Below are 17,553 nucleotides of genomic sequence, written 5' to 3' on the forward strand. Positions count from 1 at the left end.
GTCCGGTGGTCTATCCGAAGAGCTTCTTGAGTTCGGCGTTGACCTTCTTCTCGCAGGCGTCGAGCTGGGCCTTCGGGTCACCGTCCTTGCGGACGGTGTTGGCTATCACGTCCCAGAACGCGGCGATCATGGCCTGCGTCCAGCCGATGTTGTCGAAGTGGCCGAACTCGTTGAAGAGCTTGACGCCCTCGGCCGGCAGGCCGGACTTCAGCTTGGTCGCGGACGCGGCGAGCGAGGTGCGCGGCGGGATGTGGAAGCCGTAGGAGGTGGCGAAGTCCTCCTGGTACTTCTTCTGGTCGATCCACAGCCACTTGACGTATTCCTTGGCCGCCTCGACGTTCTTGCCCTTGGCGTTGACGAACATCGACCAGCCGCCGTTGTAGACGGACGGCTTGCCGGCCGAGCCGACCTTCGGGAACGGGAAGATGCCGATGTCGTCGCCGAGCGCCTTCTGCATGGCCGGCATGGCCCACATGCCGCACCACTGGATCGCGGTGAGGCCCTGGATGAGGGCCGACGGGTCCCACGAGTCGGCGGGGGCGTCGAGGAGCAGGTTGCCGCTGGTGAAGAGACCGCGCAGCTGCTTGAGGCCGTCGGCGACGGCGTCGGTGTTGAAGGCGGGCTTGTTGTCAGCGGTGAGGGTGTCGGCACCGGCCGACCAGATCAGCGGGCGGTCGATCGAGGTCAGGTCGTTGCCGAGGAAGAGGCCCTTGACCTTGCTCGTGGTCAGCTTGTCGGCGGCCTCGATCAGCTCTTCCAGCGTGGTCGGAACCTGGACTCCCGCCTTCTTGAACAGCGAGGGCCGGTAGAAGAGGAACTGCGGGTCGTCGATCATCCGGACGCCGTATATCTTGCCGTCGACCGTGTGCGACTTGATGTCGGCCGGGTTGAAGTCGTCCTTGACCGGATCGATGATGTCGCTCAGGTCGGCCACCTGACCGCTCTTGACCATCTGGATCTGCGGGTGGAACTCGAAGACGTCCGGCGCGTTCTTGGTGAGCAGCGCGGCGAAGAGCTTCTGCTCGTAGTTGTTGCCGGTGATCCACTGGGTGGTCACGTTGGCGTCCTTGTAGGCCTTCGCGTACCGCTTCACGGCCTGCTCGACGCCGGCCTCGCCGTACGCGTGGAAGTACTGGGTGAGGCTGTCGCCCGACCCGGACCCACCGCCCCGGCCGGTGTTGCTGCCGCACGCGGCGAGTCCGCCGGCGGCGGCCAGGCCCATCGCGGCCCGCATTACGGTTCGGCGGTCCCAGTTCATGTTGCTCGATGCCGACATGCTGACGTCCTTGTCTCGAGTGCGGCTGCGGCTCTTCGGCTCACTGCCTGATGGCTCACGGCCCGGGGGCTCGCGCCAGATGGCTCAAAGAGAGGTGCGGTGCGGGACGCTAGAGCTTCGGCTAAGGCTTCGGCAAGGGGTTGGACGAAGTCTGTTCGAAGCGTTGTGTCCGGTTCGCGATTTCGAACATGCGGGGGGAGCGGAGGAGTTGCTTCCGCCGCTACGAGGGTGGTGTGGCGGCGGTTCGGCTCCTCACGGGGGCGGTGCGTTTGCCGTTCTTCTGCCCGACGGCCTGGAGCGCGCCCTCCAGCGCGAACGTCGCCGCGCCCAGGCACACCGGGTCGGTGGGGATCGGGGAGAGGACGATCTCGGTGGCGGCCAGCGGCCGTGGCAGCGCGTGCCGGGTCACGGCCTCACGCACCTCGTGCAGCAGCGGTTCGCCCAGGGTGCGGGCGACCCAGCTGCTCAGCACGACGATCTCGGGGTTGAAGAGGTTCACCAGGTCCGCGACGCCGGCGCCCAGATAGCGGGCGGTCTCGTGGACGGCGCGACGTGCCACCGGGTCGTCCGCCGCGACGCCGCGGGCGAGCGCGTCGATGGTCGCCGTCTGGTCGTCCGCGTGCAGCAGCGCGCTGTCGGGGCCGACCTCCCGCAGGTTCAGCATGATGCCGCGCGCGCCGACGTACGTCTCCACGCAGCCGTGGTTGCCGCAGCGGCACAGCCGCCCGTCCAGCACCATCGTGGTGTGGCCCCACTCGCCGGCGCTGTTGCTCACACCGCGGTGCAGCCCGCCGCCCAGGACGAGCCCGGCGCCCACGCCGGTCCCGAGGTTGACCACCACGGCGTTCCCGGCCCCGCGCGCGGCTCCGAACCACAGCTCGGCGACCGCGCTGGCGCGCAGCGGGTTGTCCAGGTACAGCGGGTAGGCGATGTGCTCCGTGAGCAGGTCGAGCAGCGGTACGTCGTGCCAGTCCCAGTTGGGCGCGTACTCCGAGATGCCGGTGGCGCGGTCCACCTGCCCCGGCACGCTCACGCCGACCCCGAGCACCCGGGCGCCCTCGATGCCGGCCTGGGTGACCACCGAGCCGACGGCGGTGGCCACATGGCCGACCACCTGCTCGGGCAGGCTCTCACTCGCGCGGACGTCCTCCTCGGCGCGGGCCAGCACGTTCAGCCCCAGGTCGAACAGCTCGACATGGACGTAGGTCTCGGCGATGTCGACGCCGATCAGCGCGCCGCCCGAGGCGTTGACCGCCACCAGGCCCCGGGGCCGGCCGCCGGCCGAGTCCTCGAAGCCGACCTCCGTGATCATGCGGAGGTCGAGCAGCTCGCCCACGAGCGTCGCCACCGTGGCGAGGCTGAGGCCGGTCGCGGCCGCCAGCTCCTGCCGGGAGGTGGGTGACTCCGCGATGATCTGGCGCAGCACCTCGTAGCGGTTCGCGGTGCGGATGTCGCGTGATGTGCGCTTCACCGGGGTGCCCCATTCCTTCCCAGACCGGCCCTGGCCGGGGTCGACGTCGGCACCGGCGCGGCGCAAGGCTATGGGCTGGCGGGACTTTCGACAAGGGGTTTGGAAAGGGGCTTTATAAAGTGCTCTCCGGGTGAGACCGGCGGTGACCGGCCGTGGCTCGTTCATGGTGCCTCAGCCGCGCGGGCCGGGCGTCGCGGGGGCGGGCCGCAGGGCGGGGCGGTCTATGCCGTCGCGAGCACCTCCCGCACGAAGGCGTTGGCGAACTTCCCCTCCGGGTCCAGCTCCCGCGTCAGCGCGCGGAAGTCGTCCAGCCGCGGATACAGCCCGCCCAGGACGGACGCGGGCACGGTGAACACCTTGCCCCAGTGCGGCCGCGCCCCGAAGGGCTCCAGCGCCTCCTCGACCCGCCGCACCACCGGCAGCACCGCCCGCGTGTCCTCGACCCAGGTGAAGTGCGCCGCGACGGTGTCCCGGCCATGGGACGGGCTCAGCCACTGGTCGTCACCGGCGACCGTGCGCACCTCGCAGGTCTGCAGCACCGGGGCGACCGTCTCCCGGATCGCGTCGAGCGCGCGCAGCATCTCCACGGCGTGCCCGCGCGGCAGCAGGTACTCCGACTGCAGCTCCGCCCCGCTGCTCGGGACGAACTCCGCCCGGAAATGCGGCAGTCGCTCGTGCCAGGGCCCCGGCACACCGAACTGCTCCGTGCAGTTGACCGCGGGCATGCCCGGCACCGGGTGCATCTTCTCGGTGGCGGGAGCCGCCCAGGGGAAGGTCGGCAGCGGCTGGTCGGTACGCCGCTTCAGCCACACCTGCCGGAAGCCCGGCGCACGCCAGTCGGTGAACAGGCTGACGCTGTACCCCGTCGCCATCACCGTCTCGAACGTCCCCGAGTCCAGCCCCTCCAGGGGCAGTTCGGTGAACACATGCTGCTCGACCTCGAAGGCCGGCTCCAGGTCGAGGGTGAGCGCGGTGACGACACCGAGCGCGCCGAGCGAGGTGACCGCCCCGCCGAACCGCTCCTCGTCCCGGCCTGTCGTCACCGTCGAGCCGTCGGCCGTGACCAGTTCCACCTCGCGCACCACCGTCGAGAGCGGGCCGTTGAGGACCCCCGAGCCATGAGTGCCGGTCGCGACCGACCCGGCCACCGAGATGTGCGGCAGGGACGCCATGTTGTGCAGCGCGAGGCCCTGCCCGTGCAGCCGGCGGGCCAGCTCCGCGTAGCGCACGCCGCCGCCGACGCGGACCGTGCGGGCCGCCGTGTCCACGTCCACCTCGGGCGGCAGAGCGGCCAGCGACAACAGGACGCCCTCGGCGCCCGGCTCGGCGATCCCGTTGAACGAGTGCCCGCTGCCCAGCACCCGCACCCGGTCGCTGTCCGCGACCAGCGCGCGCAGCGCGGTGAGCGAGCCCGGCCGGTGCAGCTCCTTGGCCGCGTAGGTGATGTTGCCCGCCCAGTTGGTCACGGTCCCGTTCATCCACGTCGTCCTTCCCCGAGGCTGTGGGGACCGGCATGCCCCCGGCCGGAACCTACCTCGGCCCGGTGTCCATTGCTCCGGCCGCCCGGCCCGGCCTACCGTGGAGAGGTTGTAGAGAGCGGTTTCTATCCTTTTCGTTTCTCCTGTGCTCCCGAGCCGGAAGGTCACCTCCTTGAGCCAGCGCCCCCAGGCACTGTTCGCCATGGCCGCCGAGAACGTGCCGCAGGTCTTCCCGCCCGAGGTGCTGGCGCGGCTGCGGGAGTCCGTGGACATCGACCCCGCCCTCGTGGCGCAGGACTTCACCGACCCGCGCGTGCTCGACGTGCTGGCGCGGACCGAGATCCTGGTGACCGGCTGGGGCTGTCCCCGGCTCGACGAGACGGTCCTCGACGCGGCTCCCCGGCTGCGCGCCGTGCTGCACTCGGCCGGCTCGGTGAAGTCCTTCGCCACCCCCGGGATCTGGCGGCGCGGCATCGCCGTCTCCTCGGCCGCCGTCGCCAACGCGCTGCCGGTGGCCGAGTACACCCTCGCCATGATCCTGCTCGCCGGGAAGGACATCCTCGCCGCGCGCGACCGGATGCGCACGTCCCGCACCTCCTCCGGCTGGGGCATCGTCCCCGGCATCGGCAACTACGGCCGCCGCGTCGGCGTCATCGGCGCCTCCCGCATCGGCCGCCGCGTGATCGAACTGCTCCGCCCCTTCGATCTGCGGCCGTCCCTCACCGACCCGTACGTCGACGAGGCGGAGGCCGCTGCGCTCGGTGTCCCCCTGCTGCCGCTGGACGACCTGCTGCGCACCTCCGACATCGTCACCGTCCACGCCCCCGAGACACCCGAGACCCACCACCTGATCGGCCGCCGCGAACTGGCCCTGATGCCCGACGGGGCGGTGCTCGTCAACACCGCGCGCGGCGCGCTGGTCGACCACGACGCCCTCGTGACGGAACTGCGTGCCGAGCGCCTCACCGCCGTTCTCGACGTCACCGACCCCGAGCCCCTCCCCGCAGACTCACCCCTCTACGACCTGCCCGGCGCCTTCATCACCCCCCACCTCGCGGGCTCCCAGGGCAACGAACTGGCACGCCTCGGCCGGACGGTGGCGGAGGAGGCGGAACGGCTGCTGGCCGGAGGGAAGCCGGCCCACGGGGTCGACCTGGCGGCACTGGAACGCGAGGCCTGAGGACGCACTTCGTCAGCAGCACCGGTATGTGCTGACATCGGCAGAATCGTTCCGGTTCGGATCGGCCGCAGCCGGTCGGCTGTCGTGTGCTTGCCCAGCAGGTTGCTGGGGTTCCCGGTCGGCAGGGGAGGGTGAGGGTGCGGGTCCGGCGGGTCGCCCGATGCGGTCGGCCAGGCGGGCGGGCCCGCCGGGGTGGTTCGCTCGCGCGGGGGCGAGACTGGCGCTGATGTTCGACTGCCGTCGGCCTGCTGTCGTGTGCTCGCCTGCCGGGCTGCTGCGGGCCCCGATGGGTTGGGCGGGGTGCGTGGGCCGGCGGGTCCTCGCCGATGTGGCCGTCCGGCCGGGCGGGCCCGCCGCCCCGTCACCGTTCGCCGCCGAGGGGGAGGCCGCGCGCGGGCGGCGGGCACTCCCCGTGCAGACTGCGCTGCCGAGGCGGGCCGGGTCCTCACCGGCAGCTCCCCGCCGGTGACATTTCGCCGACCGGCCAGGCGGCGGGCGGCGCGTGCCCCGTCGGCTGGGTGCCCCCGGTTGCTCCACGGGAACCCGGTGTCGTCGCCGGACGGGGGCCGTCGGCCCGTCACGGCCGCTGCCGGGCGGGCGTGGCGCCGCCGGCCGGCGACGCGCCGGAGGCCTCTTCAGCCGCTGCTGACCGGCGGGCCACCGCCGATCCGCCGGGCGGCGATCCGCAGGCAGCGGTCGGTGGCGCGCGACCCGCCGGGTGGGTATCGCCCCCGCTCCGGGGGACCCGGTACCGCTCACGCGCAGCCATGGGCATACCGTGAGGAGTCGTACGTCCGAGCCGGGAGGAGAGACGGGATGAGCAGCGGCAGCCGTACCGCGCTGGTCGAGGATCTGATGGAGCGATTCCCGCATGTCCCGCGGGAGGCCGTCTTCAAGGAGGACCTGCTGAGGGGCGGAGTGGCCTTCGACCCGTCCGCGCTCAGTGACAACGAGGGCGGCGAGGTCAAGCCGAAGTCGTACTTCATCTTCTCCTTCGACCACGGCACCCTGCCCGAGCTGGGCGAGGCAGCGCTGCGCCGCCCGCCCGAGGAGATCATCCTCACCGGCGGCCCGTACGGCCTGCGCCGGACCGTCGTATCGGTCCGGGTGAACCCCGCCTCGCCGTACCGCGTCGCCGCGAACGAGGACGGTGTGCTCGGCCTCTACCTCGACGGCAAGCGGATCTCCGACGTCGGCGTGCCGCCGATGCCCGAGTACTACCGGCACACCCTCGCCAACGGGAAGTCGGTCATGGAGGTCGCCCCGACCATTCAGTGGGGCTACCTGATCTACCTGACCGCGTTCCGCGTCTGCCAGTACTTCGGTGCCAAGGAGGAGTGCCAGTACTGCGACATCAACCACAACTGGCGCCAGCACAAGGCGGCGGGCCGCCCGTACACGGGTGTGAAGGACGTCGACGAAGTCCTCGAGGCACTCGAGATCATCGACAAGTACGACACCGCGAAGGTGTCCACCGCGTACACACTCACCGGTGGCGCTATCACGTCGAAGGTCCAGGGCCTGGACGAGGCGGACTTCTACGGGCGGTACGCCAAGGCCATCGAGGAGCACTTCCCCGGCCGCTGGATCGGCAAGGTCGTCGCCCAGGCGCTGCCGAAGGACGACGTCCAGCGCTTCAAGGACTACGGCGTGCAGATCTACCACCCCAACTACGAGGTGTGGGACGAGTACCTCTTCAAGATGTACTGCCCGGGCAAGGAGCGCTACGTCGGCCGCGACGAGTGGCACAAGCGCATCCTCGACTCGGCGGACATCTTCGGCGCGCGCAACGTCATCCCCAACTTCGTGGCGGGCGTGGAGATGGCCGAGCCCTTCGGGTTCAAGACCGTCGACGAGGCCATCGACTCCACCACCGAGGGTCTGCGCTTCTTCATGTCCCACGGCATCACGCCCCGCTTCACCACCTGGTGCCCGGAGCCCACGACCCCGCTCGGCAAGGCCAACCCGCAGGGCGCGCCCCTGGAGTACCACATCCGGCTGCTCCAGGCGTACCGGCAGACGATGGAGGACTTCGGTCTTGCCTCGCCCCCCGGCTACGGCCCCCCCGGCGCCGGCAACGCGGTCTTCTCCGTCAGCTCCTTCATGGACAGCCTGCCCGCGGACGAGCCGGTGGAGATCTGACGCCGGACCGCTTCTCCTGACGATTCCCGCTGTTTCCCACCGTTTTCCGATGGCGACCCGAAGTGATTCGGGTCGCCATCGAGACGTTTCGGCGTCTCACGCGTATCTACTTCCGGAGTCGGCTGCGTCAGGATTTGAATACGTGGCTTGTCAGTTGTGTCGAGAACGTGAAAAACTCCTCCCCTGCCGCGAGGTTCCCCCCAACTCCTTTGCCGACATGGTGAGTTGACCTCGCTTGTGGATGCAGGAGACTCATGCCCGACCTGCCGACCCCTCAGGACGCCTCCGAGGCCGCGCTGTTCTCCGAGTGCTGGGACGCGGTCCTCGCCTACGCCGATCTGTGCACGTCCGGCTCCACGGCCGCCGCACAGCTGGGCCGCGAGGCGTTCGCGCACGGCATACGTGAGGCACGTGCCGCCGATGCCGGACCGGCCCGCACCTCCGGGCGCCGCTCTGCCCGGCTGCCCCGCATACCCCTGCTGCTGACCGCCGTACGCACCACGGCCGCGGACTGGGAAGACGCGGGGCAGGGCCACAAACTCGACCCCGACCTGCGGCTGTGGCTCAACTCGGACAAGGCCGCCCGCTACACCGGACCGCCTCTGCGGCGCCCGCTCGCACTGCGCGGACTCCGTGACCTCCAGCAGGCGGACGCGGAACTGCTGTGGCTGGCCGAGGTGGAGGCGCTGCCGCTGTCCCTGGTCGCCCGCCGCCTGGGCCTCGACCCGGCCACCGCCGACGACGAACTCCAGCAGGTACGCACCCTGTTCCGGGACCGCTGCCACCGCAACCACCTCGACACACCGATGGACGCCCGGTGCCGCAGCTACGCCCGGCTGCTGGACGCCGTCACCCGGGCCCCCGCCGCCGATGCCCCGGGCGACCTCTCCCGGCACCTCGCCACCTGCGTGCAGTGCGCCGAGGCCGCCGCCTGTCTGCGTCTGCACGGCGGAGGACTGCCCGGGGCGCTGGCCGGCGGGGTGATCGGCTGGGGCGGGCTCGCCTACCTGGAGCGCCGCCGCCGCGCCGCCGAGGTGCGGCTGGGCGCCGGCCGTCCCGGCCGGGCGGAACTGCCGCCCGGAGAATCCGAGGAGGGCGCGCAGAAGGCGCGCGCCGCCCGCAACGGCCTCCTCGTCGCCGCCGTCCTGGTCTCCCTCCTGGCCCTCGGCGTCTCGATGATGCCCTTCGGTGGTGGCGGCGAAGACCTCGGAGCGCGCGGCGACGCCGGCCGTCAGCCGGTGGCCGACCCCGACCTGTCCGTGCCGTCCCTCCCCTCCCTGCCTCCCGCGACCTCGAAGCCGGCCGGCAAGGCCACCGAGAACACGGGGAAGTCGCAGAAGCCCGCCAAGCCGGAGAGCAGCGACAGCCGGACCGAACCGCAGGGCACCTCCTCTCCCACGGACCGTGCCGAGGACCGCGAGACCGAGGACCCCGCCTGCCGGGTCGAGTACGACCTGGTCAACCAGTGGCCTGACGGCTTCCAGGCCACCGTCACCGTCACCACCAACGAGCCCCTCGACTCCTGGCGCGTCTCCTGGTCCTTCCGGGACGGCCAGCAGGTCGGCCAGATGTGGGACGGCTCCGTCTCCCAGAACGGCTCCCGCGTCACCGCCACCGCCGCCGACTACAACAAGTCGGTCCAGGCGGGCGACGACCTGGCCTTCGGCTTCCTCTCCTCCTGGCACGGCAAGAACTCCCCGCCGTACGACTTCGAGCTCAACGGCGAGGACTGCGCGAAAACCGGTTGACGCGACTCCGCCGTGACGGGATACCGTGACGGCGGTTCCACGAGGGGCCGAAGAGAACCGAAAAGGGCCGAAGAGTCCAAGGACGAGGAGGTGTTGACCGATGGCTGTCATTGCGATGAGCGCTGCCCGCATCCAGTTCATCAAGTCCACCTCCATGGCCGCCGGCTGATCCGACCGACTGTCGGGCCGGGGGCCGACCTTGGAAAGGGTCACCCTTGACCTCCAGCTCCGTTTCCTCCGTTTCCTCCGCGCTCGCCCCCTACGGCTGGGACGACGCATGGGCGGCCGAGTTCGCCCCCTACGACACCGAAGGACTGCTGCCCGGACGCGTGATCCGGGTCGACCGAGGCCAGTGCGATGTCGTCACCGCCGGCGGGATCCTGCGGGCCGACACCGCGTTCGTCACGCCGCACGACCCGATGCGGGTCGTCTGCACCGGTGACTGGGTCGCCGTCGAACCCGGCGGGAACCCGCGCTACGTCCGCGCGTACCTGCCGCGCCGCACCGCCTTCGTCCGCTCCACCTCCTCCAAGCGGTCCGAGGGGCAGATCCTCGCGGCCAACGTCGACCACGCCATCGTCGCCGTGTCCCTCGCCGTCGAACTCGACCTGGGCCGCATCGAACGATTCCTCGCGCTCGCCTGGGAGTCCGGGGCGCAGCCCGTCGTCGTCCTCTCCAAGGCCGACCTCGTGCCGGACGCCGTCACCCTCTCCCACCTGGTCCAGGACGCGGAGAACAGCGCGCCCGGCGTGCCGGTGGTGCCCGTCAGCTCGGTCGACGGGGACGGGCTCGACGTGCTCGCGGCGATCGTCGGCGGTGGTACGTCCGTGCTGCTCGGGCAGTCCGGCGCGGGCAAGTCGACCCTCGCCAACGCGCTGCTCGGCGAGGACGCCATGACCGTCCAGGCCACCCGGGACGCCGACGGCAAGGGCCGGCACACCACGACCACCCGCAACTTGCTCGCCCTGCCAGGCGGCGGGGTCCTGATCGACACCCCCGGACTGCGGGGCGTCGGACTCTGGGACGCCGAGAGCGGTGTCGGGCAGGTGTTCTCCGAGATCGAGGAGCTGGCCGAGCGGTGCCGCTTCCACGACTGCGCCCACGAAGCCGAGCCGGGCTGCGCGGTGCTGGCCGCCGTCGACAGCGGTGAGCTGCCGGAGCGGCGGCTGGACAGCTACCGCAAGCTCCTGCGCGAGAACCAGCGGATCGTCGCCAAGACGGATGCCCGGCTCCGGGCGGAGATCCGCAAGGACTGGAAGCGGAAGGGGGCGATCGGACGGGCCGCGATGGAGGCGAAGCGCGGACCGCACTGGCGCTCATAGGCGCGTCGCCGTCATCCGGATGTGATCAACGGCCCCGCCGTGGCGGGGGCGGGGCCCTCGTGGTCACCGCCGCGGACGCCGGTGTCGCCTAGGAGGCAGGCCGGGCCGTACCGAACGCGCGTCGGGCGTGCGGGCGCCGAGTTCAACGTTCCCTGGAGCCCGTCCGGTCGCCCCGTCGAGGTGAGGTCCAGCGCCAGGGCCACTCGGTCGGCCGCGGTGAAGCCTGCGTCGTGCGCCATGACGTAGGCCTCGTCGCCGAGTTCCTCCCGGACGCGCAGCTCCGCCGTCAGGTGTGCGGTGTGGAACGGCAGCAGGCCGGTCAGGTCCACCCCCATGTCCCGGCGCAGCCCCTGGGCGGCACCGAGCAGCGTGGCCGACAGCCCGCTGCCGGGCCAGAGCGTCCCGCAGCCGGGGCAGGGCCCGCGCCGGATCGCCGTACCGCAGCTCGGCGATCCCCGCACACCAGGCCGCCCAGCTCCTGGCCCACTCGGCACCGGACTCCTCGGCCTCGGCGACATACAGATCGCGGGTGACCGGAGCGGTGTCGCGGGGGCCATGAAGGCGGCGGCCACGGCCCACATCATGGTGGCCATGTGCGCGTCCCCCGTCAGTCCCGCGGCCCGGAACGCCTCGCGGGCACCGGCGAGCCGGTCGACCGCCGTGGTGTCGCCGTCGACGAGCAGGGCGTAGGAGCCCTCGACGAACCGGACCGCGGGGTGCACCCGAAGCGCCATGTCCGATTTCCGCCAGCGGCAGGCCGGCCGACGGCGGAGACTGGACGTGTGAGAGACCAGCTGACGGACGAGGACACCAGGTACGAGGCCGTACGCAGCCGCGACGCCCGCTTCGACGGCGTGTTCTTCTTCGCCGTCGAGACGACCGGCATCTACTGCCGGCCGAGCTGCCCCGCGGTCACCCCCAAGCGGGCCAACGTGCGGTTCTTCGCCACGGCCGCCGCCGCGCAGGGCTCGGGCTTTCGGGCCTGCCGGCGCTGCCGGCCGGACGCCGTGCCCGGCTCCGCCGAATGGAACGTCCGTGCGGACGTGGTCGGCCGGGCCATGCGGCTGATCACCGACGGCGTGGTCGACCGGGAGGGCGTCGCCGGACTCGCCACCCGGCTCGGCTACAGCGCGCGGCAGGTGCAGCGGCAGCTCACCGCCGAACTCGGCGCCGGGCCGGTCGCCCTCGCCCGGGCCCAGCGGGCCCACACCGCGCGCGTGCTGCTCCAGACGACCGGGCTGCCGGTCACCGAGATCGGATTCGCGTCGGGTTTCGCCAGCGTCAGGCAGTTCAACGACACCATCCGGGCCGTCTACGCCTCGACACCGAGCGAGCTGCGCGCCGCCGCCGTCCCGAAGGGCGGCCGCAGCCGTCGTACGGCCACCCCGAACGCCGGCATCCCGCTGCGGCTCGCCCACCGCGGCCCCTACCAGGCAGGACCCGTCTTCGACCTGCTGGAACGCGAGGCCGTACCCGGTGTGGAGGAGGTGAGCGGTCCGCCCGGCGCCCGCACCTACCGGCGCACCCTCCGCCTGCCCTACGGCACCGGCATCGTCGCCGTCGACGAACGCCCCGGCACCGCCCGGACCGGGCTCGGCGCCCACCCCGGCGGCTGGCTCGACGCCCGGCTGCATCTCACCGACCCCCGCGACCTGACCACCGCCGTACAGCGGCTGCGGCGGCTGTTCGACCTCGACGCCGACCCCTACGCCGTCGACGAGCGCCTCGGTTTTGACCCGCGGCTCGCGCCCCTGGTCGCCGCCCGGCCGGGGCTGCGCTCGCCGGGCACCGCCGACCCGGAGGAACTCGCGGTGCGCGCGCTGGCCGGGCGGACGGAGGCGGAACGGCTCGTAGAGCGGTACGGCAAGGCGCTCGACGCCCCCTGCGGCAGCCTCACCCACCTCTTCCCCGAGCCGGCCGTCCTCGCCGCGGCCGAGCCCGGCGGCACCCTCGGCGCGCTCACCGCCGCCCTCGCCGACCACGCCGTACGTCTCGATGCGGGCGCCGACCGCGACGACGCGCAGGACGCCCTGAGGGCCGTGCCCGGCCTGGACGCCCGTACCATCGCCGAGATCCGCACCCGCGCCCTCGGCGACCCGGACGTGGCCCCGCCCGGCCTCGACGTCCCCGACAGCTGGCGCCCCTGGCGCTCGTACGCCTTGAACCACCTGCGCGCAGCAGGGGAGTGGGAGTTGTGATGACCACGACGTACTGGACGACGGCGGAAGGCCCGCTCGGGCCGCTGCTCCTCACCGCCGCCCCGACCGGAGAGCTGACCTCGCTGTCCGTGCCCGGGCAGAAGGGCGGACGGGTGGTGCTGGGCGACTGGCGGCAGGACGCCGGGCCCTTCCGGGAGGCCGAGGATCAGCTCTCCGCCTACTTCGCCGGGGAACGGAAGGAGTTCCGGCTGCCGTGGCGCGTCGAAGGCACGGCCTTCCGGGAGAAGGTCTGGGCCGCTCTGGACGACATCCCCTACGGCTCGACCGTGACCTACGGCGAGATCGCCGCGCGGATCGGAGCGCCCAGGGCGGCCGTAAGGGCCGTCGGCGGGGCGATCGGCGCCAATCCGCTGCTGGTCGTCCGGCCGTGCCACCGAGTGATCGGCGCCGACGGCACACTGACCGGTTACGCGGGCGGCCTGGACCGCAAGGTACGGCTGCTCACGCACGAGGGTGTGCTCTGAGCCTGCCCTCCTCGGGGTGGTGTCAGCCCCAGAAGACCGCGCCGAGCCAGGCCGCCGCGATCAGCTGGCAGGTGAACAGTTCGGCCAGGATGCTGGAGCCGCCCGAGCGCATCACCGTGCGCAGGGCGGTGACCGCATCGCCGTGGCGGCCCAGGCGGCGGCGTTCGTAGAGGTAGATACCGGCCAGATATCCGGGGACCGCGCCGAGTACGGGGAGCAGGACGAAGCCGAGGGTGGATCCGGCTCCGGCCCAGGCCAGCATGTGGCGGTTGGCGCCGCTCGCCCGGAGCCGCCGGGGCGGCAGGGCCCAGCGCACGCCCTGGGAGACGAACATCAGCACCGTGGCACCCACCAGGACCCACCAGGCGACGGGCTGGGGATCCTTCAGCGCCCACCACATGACCGCGGCCCACACCAGCAACGACCCGGGCATCGCGGGCAGTAGCACTCCGCACAGACCGAGCAGGATGACCAGCCCGACCAGCAGGAGGTCCCACACTCCCATCTGACCAGCCTGCCGGAATCCATGAGAAGACGCAGGTCAGGAGCGTGGCCCAGGTCAGGACCCGCAGGTCAGCCGCCCGGGGCCCGTCGGCTGCCCGTATCGCATGGCCGTTCTAGGGATCACTCGAGCCGTCGTTTCACGGTGCCGTGACGGGCCGGTTTTTCCGGAAGCCCCGTTTTCATCCCGGCCGTGCGGTGGACAATCAGGGGCATGAGCCAGCAGGGGGGAAGGCCCACCGGTCAGGACGACGACTGGTGGAGGCAGTTGTACGACGACTCCACCGACGACACAGGCCCCACACCCGCCCCGGATTCCCTGGACGACCGCTTCGCCTCCGCGGCGGGGGCGGTAGGGGATCCGGCGGACGAACGGCCCGCCTCCGAGCCCGTGGTCCCGGCGCCCCGGGCAGCCGCCGACGAGGCCACGGACCCGCCGCGCGCACCCTGGGAACCACCGGATTCCCGGCCCCCGCGCCCGTCGACCTTCCCGACCGCCGCGAAGCCGCCGGGCGGGGCCGGACAGACACCGGATCGGCCACCGCCCCCGCCACCCCTGCCCACCACCCCACCCTCCTGGCCCAGCCCGGAATTCCGCCCCGCCGAGCCCGCCTCCCCCGCTTCCGAGCCCGGCGGGGCCGGGTCTTCGGGGAGCGGCTCCCGTGGGACCGCGATTCCGGTGGCCGAGTCCGGCCGCACCGGGGCCCCCGCCACCGGGTCCGGCAGGACCGCTTTCCCGGCCGCCGAGCCCAGCGGGACAGCCGTCCCCGACCCGGTCGACCCACCGCCCGCGGCACCCCGCTCCGCCGCCGAACGTCCGCCGGCGCCACCACGTCCAGCCGACGCACCGCCCACGCCACCCCGCCCCGCCGACCCGGTGCTCGCCCCGCCTCGCCCAGCCGCTCCGCCGCCCCCGCCGCAACCTCCCACCGACCACCCCGCCCCCCGGATCGAGCGCCCCGCGTCCTCCCCCCGGCCCCGTGGGTACGTGGGGTCCAGGCCGCCCACCTACGACGCCGAGCCCATCGCGCTTCCGGCGGCCGACCCCGATGATCTCGATGACCTCGTCGCGGACACCGTGCTCGACGGGGCCCGGTACGGGGCCTGCACGTTGCGGGCCGTTTCCGTGCGGGGGGACTCCGCGCGGTACCGGGGGGAGCCGCGGCGCGACTCGTTGCTCACCGCGCGCTTCGGCACGGGCGAGCACGCGCTGCTGCTGGTGGCGATGGCGACCGGGGCCCGTGCCACGCCGGGGGCGCACCGGGCCGCCGCCGAGGCCTGTCACTGGATCGGGCGGGCCGTCGGGCGCAGCCATGCCCGGCTCGTGGCGGACATAAGGGACGGCCGGCGGGGCGACCTCAAGTCCGGACTGCACCGCCTCACCGACCGCAGTCTCGGCAAGCTCCGTGCCAGCGCCGCGGAACAGGGCGTCGACCCGGAGGAGTACGCCGCCGGCCTGCGCTGTCTGCTGCTGTCGGCCGACCCGGAGTGCCGTACGCGCGTCTTCTTCGGCGTCGGACCCGGCGGGCTGTTCCGGCTGCGGGACGGCGAGTGGCAGGACATCGAACCGCAGGTCGCCGAGATCAAGGGCGAGCCCGTGATGGGGTTCGGGTCGCCGCCTTCCGAGACACCCGAGGGCGACCGGTTCACCATGGACCTGGGCATCCCGACCCCGCCCAGCCCTTATGAACCGGCCCCGGAGCCACCCCGCGAACCCTTCCGCTTCCGTACCTCCATCGCCCGCCCGGGTGACACGCTCCTGCTGTGCAGCGGCGGCCTCGCCGACCCGCTGCGCGGCGAACCCGAACTGGGCGACTACCTCGCCGAGCGATGGTCCCGCCCCGACCCGCCCGGCCTCGCCGCGTTCCTCGCGGACTCCCAGGTGCGGGTCAAGGGGTACGCGGACGACCGTACGGCCGCCGCCGTGTGGGAGGCGTGAGCGCGCACCCTGTGACTTGATGGAACCCGGAGGGATCCCTGGAGACCGAAGGGGCACACGAGAGCCATGGCCAAACAGAACGTCGCGGAACAGTTCGTCGACATCCTGACCCGCGCCGGAGTCAAACGCCTCTACGGAGTCGTCGGCGACAGCCTGAACCCGGTCGTCGACGCCGTCCGGCGCAACTCCGCCATCGACTGGATCCATGTCCGGCACGAGGAGACCGCTGCCTTCGCCGCAAGCGCCGAGGCCCAGATCACCGGCGGGCTCGCCGCTTGCGCCGGCTCCTGCGGCCCGGGCAACCTCCACCTCATCAACGGCTTGTACGACGCCCACCGCTCCATGGCGCCCGTCCTCGCCCTCGCCTCCCAGATCCCCTCCAGCGAGATCGGCCTCAACTTCTTCCAGGAGACCCACCCCGACCGGCTGTTCGCCGAGTGCAGCCACTACAGCGAGCTGATCTCCAGCCCGAAACAGATGCCCCGGCTGCTCCAGACCGCCATCCAGAACGCCGTCGGACGCAGCGGCGTCAGTGTCGTCTCCCTGCCCGGCGACATCGCCGACGAGCCCGCCCCGGACAAGCCCGTCGAGACGGCCCTCGTCACCTCCCGGCCGTCGGTCCGCCCGGGGGACGAGGAGATCGACCGGCTCGTCAAGATGATCGACGAGGCCGGCAAGGTCACCCTCTTCTGCGGAGCCGGCACCGCGGGCGCGCACGCCGAGGTCATGGAGTTCGCCGGGAAGGTCAAGTCCCCGGTGGGGCACGCGCTGCGCGGCAAGGAATGGATCCAGTACGACAACCCCTACGACGTGGGCATGAGCGGGCTCCTCGGATACGGCGCCGCCTACGAAGCCACCCACGAGTGCGACTTGCTGATCCTGCTCGGCACCGACTTCCCCTACAACGCCTTCCTCCCCGACGACGTGAAGATCGCCCAGGTCGACGTCCGGCCCGAACACCTCGGCCGGCGCTCGAAGCTGGACCTCGCGGTCTGGGGCGACGTACGGGAGACGCTGCGCTGCCTGATCCCGCGCGTGAAGGAGAAGAAGAACCGCCGTTTCCTCGACCGGATGCTGAAGAAGCACGCGGACGCGCTGGAAGGGTGGTGAAGGCGTACACCCGCAAGGTCGAGAAGCACACGCCGATCCACCCCGAGTACGTGGCGTCCGTGCTCGACGAAGTCGCCGACGACGACGCCGTGTTCACCGTCGACACCGGCATGAACAACGTCTGGGCCGCCCGTTACATCTCACCCAACGGCCGCCGCCGCGTCATCGGTTCCTTCTCCCACGGCTCGATGGCCAACGCGCTGCCCATGGCGATCGGCGCGCAGTTCACCGACCGCAAGCGGCAGGTCGTGTCGATGTCCGGCGACGGCGGGTTCTCCATGCTGATGGGCGACTTCCTGACGCTGGTGCAGTACGACCTCCCGGTCAAGGTCGTCCTCTTCAACAACTCCTCCCTCGGCATGGTCGAGTTGGAGATGCTGGTAGCCGGGCTGCCGTCCCACGGCACCGCCAACAAGAACCCCGACTTCGCCGCCGTCGCCCGGGCCTGCGGCGCGCACGGCGTCCGGGTCGAGAAGCCCAAGGAATTGGCGGGCGCCCTCAAGGACGCCTTCAAGCACAAGGGCCCGGCGCTCGTCGACGTCGTCACCGACCCCAACGCGCTGTCCATCCCGCCCAAGATCAAGGCCGAGATGGTGACCGGCTTCGCGCTGTCCGCCTCCAAGATGGTGCTGGACGGCGGGGTCGGCCGGATGCTCCAGATGGCCCGCTCCAACCTGCGCAACGTGCCCCGGCCTTGAGCGCG

12 protein-coding genes and 1 pseudogene are annotated in these 17,553 nt (G+C 72.1%); 8 read left to right on the forward strand and 5 right to left on the reverse strand.

Annotated elements, in window-relative coordinates; all coding sequences use genetic code 11:
* Positions 1-10 precede the first annotated feature (10 nt).
* The 3 genes from ACQEV8_RS35025 to ACQEV8_RS35035 all read right to left on the reverse strand — a co-directional run bounded on the left by ACQEV8_RS35025 (position 11) and on the right by ACQEV8_RS35035 (position 4,225).
* Positions 11-1,276: an ABC transporter substrate-binding protein gene (locus tag ACQEV8_RS35025; protein WP_432968513.1), complete on the reverse strand. Its 1,266-nt coding sequence runs from the start codon at positions 1,274-1,276 to the stop codon at positions 11-13.
* A gap of 220 nt (positions 1,277-1,496) precedes the next feature.
* On the reverse strand, positions 1,497-2,747 hold the full coding sequence (locus tag ACQEV8_RS35030; RefSeq protein WP_432968516.1) for an ROK family transcriptional regulator: 1,251 nt from the start codon (positions 2,745-2,747) through the stop codon (positions 1,497-1,499).
* Between the two features lie 221 nt (positions 2,748-2,968).
* Positions 2,969-4,225 (reverse strand): D-arabinono-1,4-lactone oxidase, encoded by a 1,257-nt coding sequence (locus tag ACQEV8_RS35035; protein WP_432968519.1) that lies wholly within the window; start codon positions 4,223-4,225, stop codon positions 2,969-2,971.
* Positions 4,226-4,397: 172 nt separating this feature from the next.
* Between ACQEV8_RS35035 and ACQEV8_RS35040 the strand changes: the two genes are divergently transcribed.
* From ACQEV8_RS35040 to rsgA, 4 genes are all read left to right on the forward strand, one after another.
* Positions 4,398-5,405 (forward strand): hydroxyacid dehydrogenase, encoded by a 1,008-nt coding sequence (locus ACQEV8_RS35040; RefSeq protein ID WP_432968522.1) that lies wholly within the window; start codon positions 4,398-4,400, stop codon positions 5,403-5,405.
* A gap of 816 nt (positions 5,406-6,221) precedes the next feature.
* Entirely contained in the window at positions 6,222-7,547 is a 1,326-nt protein-coding gene (locus ACQEV8_RS35045) for a radical SAM protein (protein WP_432968525.1), read from the forward strand.
* Positions 7,548-7,801: 254 nt separating this feature from the next.
* Positions 7,802-9,295: a cellulose binding domain-containing protein gene (locus ACQEV8_RS35050; protein ID WP_432968528.1), complete on the forward strand. Its 1,494-nt coding sequence runs from the start codon at positions 7,802-7,804 to the stop codon at positions 9,293-9,295.
* A gap of 215 nt (positions 9,296-9,510) precedes the next feature.
* Positions 9,511-10,617: a ribosome small subunit-dependent GTPase A gene (gene rsgA / locus ACQEV8_RS35055; RefSeq protein ID WP_432968531.1), complete on the forward strand. Its 1,107-nt coding sequence runs from the start codon at positions 9,511-9,513 to the stop codon at positions 10,615-10,617.
* A gap of 11 nt (positions 10,618-10,628) precedes the next feature.
* Here the strand turns inward: rsgA and ACQEV8_RS35060 are convergent, their stop codons facing one another.
* A complete protein-coding gene (locus ACQEV8_RS35060; RefSeq protein WP_432968534.1) occupies positions 10,629-11,351 on the reverse strand; it encodes a hypothetical protein in 723 nt (240 codons plus the stop codon).
* Positions 11,352-11,399: 48 nt separating this feature from the next.
* Here ACQEV8_RS35060 and ACQEV8_RS35065 point away from each other — a divergent pair, with 48 nt between their 5' ends.
* Both ACQEV8_RS35065 and ACQEV8_RS35070 read left to right on the forward strand, forming a co-directional pair.
* Positions 11,400-12,815: a DNA-3-methyladenine glycosylase 2 family protein gene (locus ACQEV8_RS35065; RefSeq protein WP_432968537.1), complete on the forward strand. Its 1,416-nt coding sequence runs from the start codon at positions 11,400-11,402 to the stop codon at positions 12,813-12,815.
* Positions 12,815-13,300 carry a methylated-DNA--[protein]-cysteine S-methyltransferase gene (locus tag ACQEV8_RS35070; protein ID WP_432968540.1) on the forward strand — a complete coding sequence of 162 codons (486 nt, stop codon included), beginning with the start codon at positions 12,815-12,817 and terminating at the stop codon, positions 13,298-13,300. The genes ACQEV8_RS35065 and ACQEV8_RS35070 overlap by 1 nt, the downstream gene beginning before the upstream one ends.
* A 22-nt stretch (positions 13,301-13,322) precedes the next feature.
* Here the strand turns inward: ACQEV8_RS35070 and ACQEV8_RS35075 are convergent, their stop codons facing one another.
* Positions 13,323-13,805, reverse strand: coding sequence for a DUF456 domain-containing protein (locus tag ACQEV8_RS35075; protein WP_432968543.1), 483 nt, complete (start codon positions 13,803-13,805; stop codon positions 13,323-13,325).
* Between the two features lie 210 nt (positions 13,806-14,015).
* On the opposite strand from ACQEV8_RS35075, the gene ACQEV8_RS35080 reads away from it, so the two are divergent.
* Both ACQEV8_RS35080 and ACQEV8_RS35085 read left to right on the forward strand, forming a co-directional pair.
* Complete coding sequence (locus ACQEV8_RS35080; RefSeq protein ID WP_432968546.1) at positions 14,016-15,740, forward strand: protein phosphatase 2C domain-containing protein; 1,725 nt, start codon at positions 14,016-14,018, stop codon at positions 15,738-15,740.
* A gap of 66 nt (positions 15,741-15,806) precedes the next feature.
* Positions 15,807-17,548, forward strand: a pseudogene (locus tag ACQEV8_RS35085) (pyruvate dehydrogenase).
* Positions 17,549-17,553: the final 5 nt, after the last annotated feature.

The organism is Streptomyces sp. CA-179760 (genome assembly GCF_050937045.1).
GTDB lineage: Bacteria > Actinomycetota > Actinomycetes > Streptomycetales > Streptomycetaceae > Streptomyces.

What these genes read in the sequence shown, in the direction of transcription:
- ACQEV8_RS35060 (WP_432968534.1), bottom strand. Translation starts at nt 11,351, where the DNA reads ATGGCGCTTCGGGTGCACCCCGCGGTCCGGTTCGTCGAGGGCTCCTAC.
- ACQEV8_RS35025 (WP_432968513.1), bottom strand. Translation starts at nt 1,276, where the DNA reads ATGTCGGCATCGAGCAACATGAACTGGGACCGCCGAACCGTAATGCGG.
- ACQEV8_RS35075 (WP_432968543.1), bottom strand. Translation starts at nt 13,805, where the DNA reads ATGGGAGTGTGGGACCTCCTGCTGGTCGGGCTGGTCATCCTGCTCGGT.
- ACQEV8_RS35050 (WP_432968528.1), top strand. Translation starts at nt 7,802, where the DNA reads ATGCCCGACCTGCCGACCCCTCAGGACGCCTCCGAGGCCGCGCTGTTC.
- ACQEV8_RS35070 (WP_432968540.1), top strand. Translation starts at nt 12,815, where the DNA reads ATGACCACGACGTACTGGACGACGGCGGAAGGCCCGCTCGGGCCGCTG.
- ACQEV8_RS35035 (WP_432968519.1), bottom strand. Translation starts at nt 4,225, where the DNA reads ATGAACGGGACCGTGACCAACTGGGCGGGCAACATCACCTACGCGGCC.
- ACQEV8_RS35045 (WP_432968525.1), top strand. Translation starts at nt 6,222, where the DNA reads ATGAGCAGCGGCAGCCGTACCGCGCTGGTCGAGGATCTGATGGAGCGA.
- ACQEV8_RS35080 (WP_432968546.1), top strand. Translation starts at nt 14,016, where the DNA reads ATGAGCCAGCAGGGGGGAAGGCCCACCGGTCAGGACGACGACTGGTGG.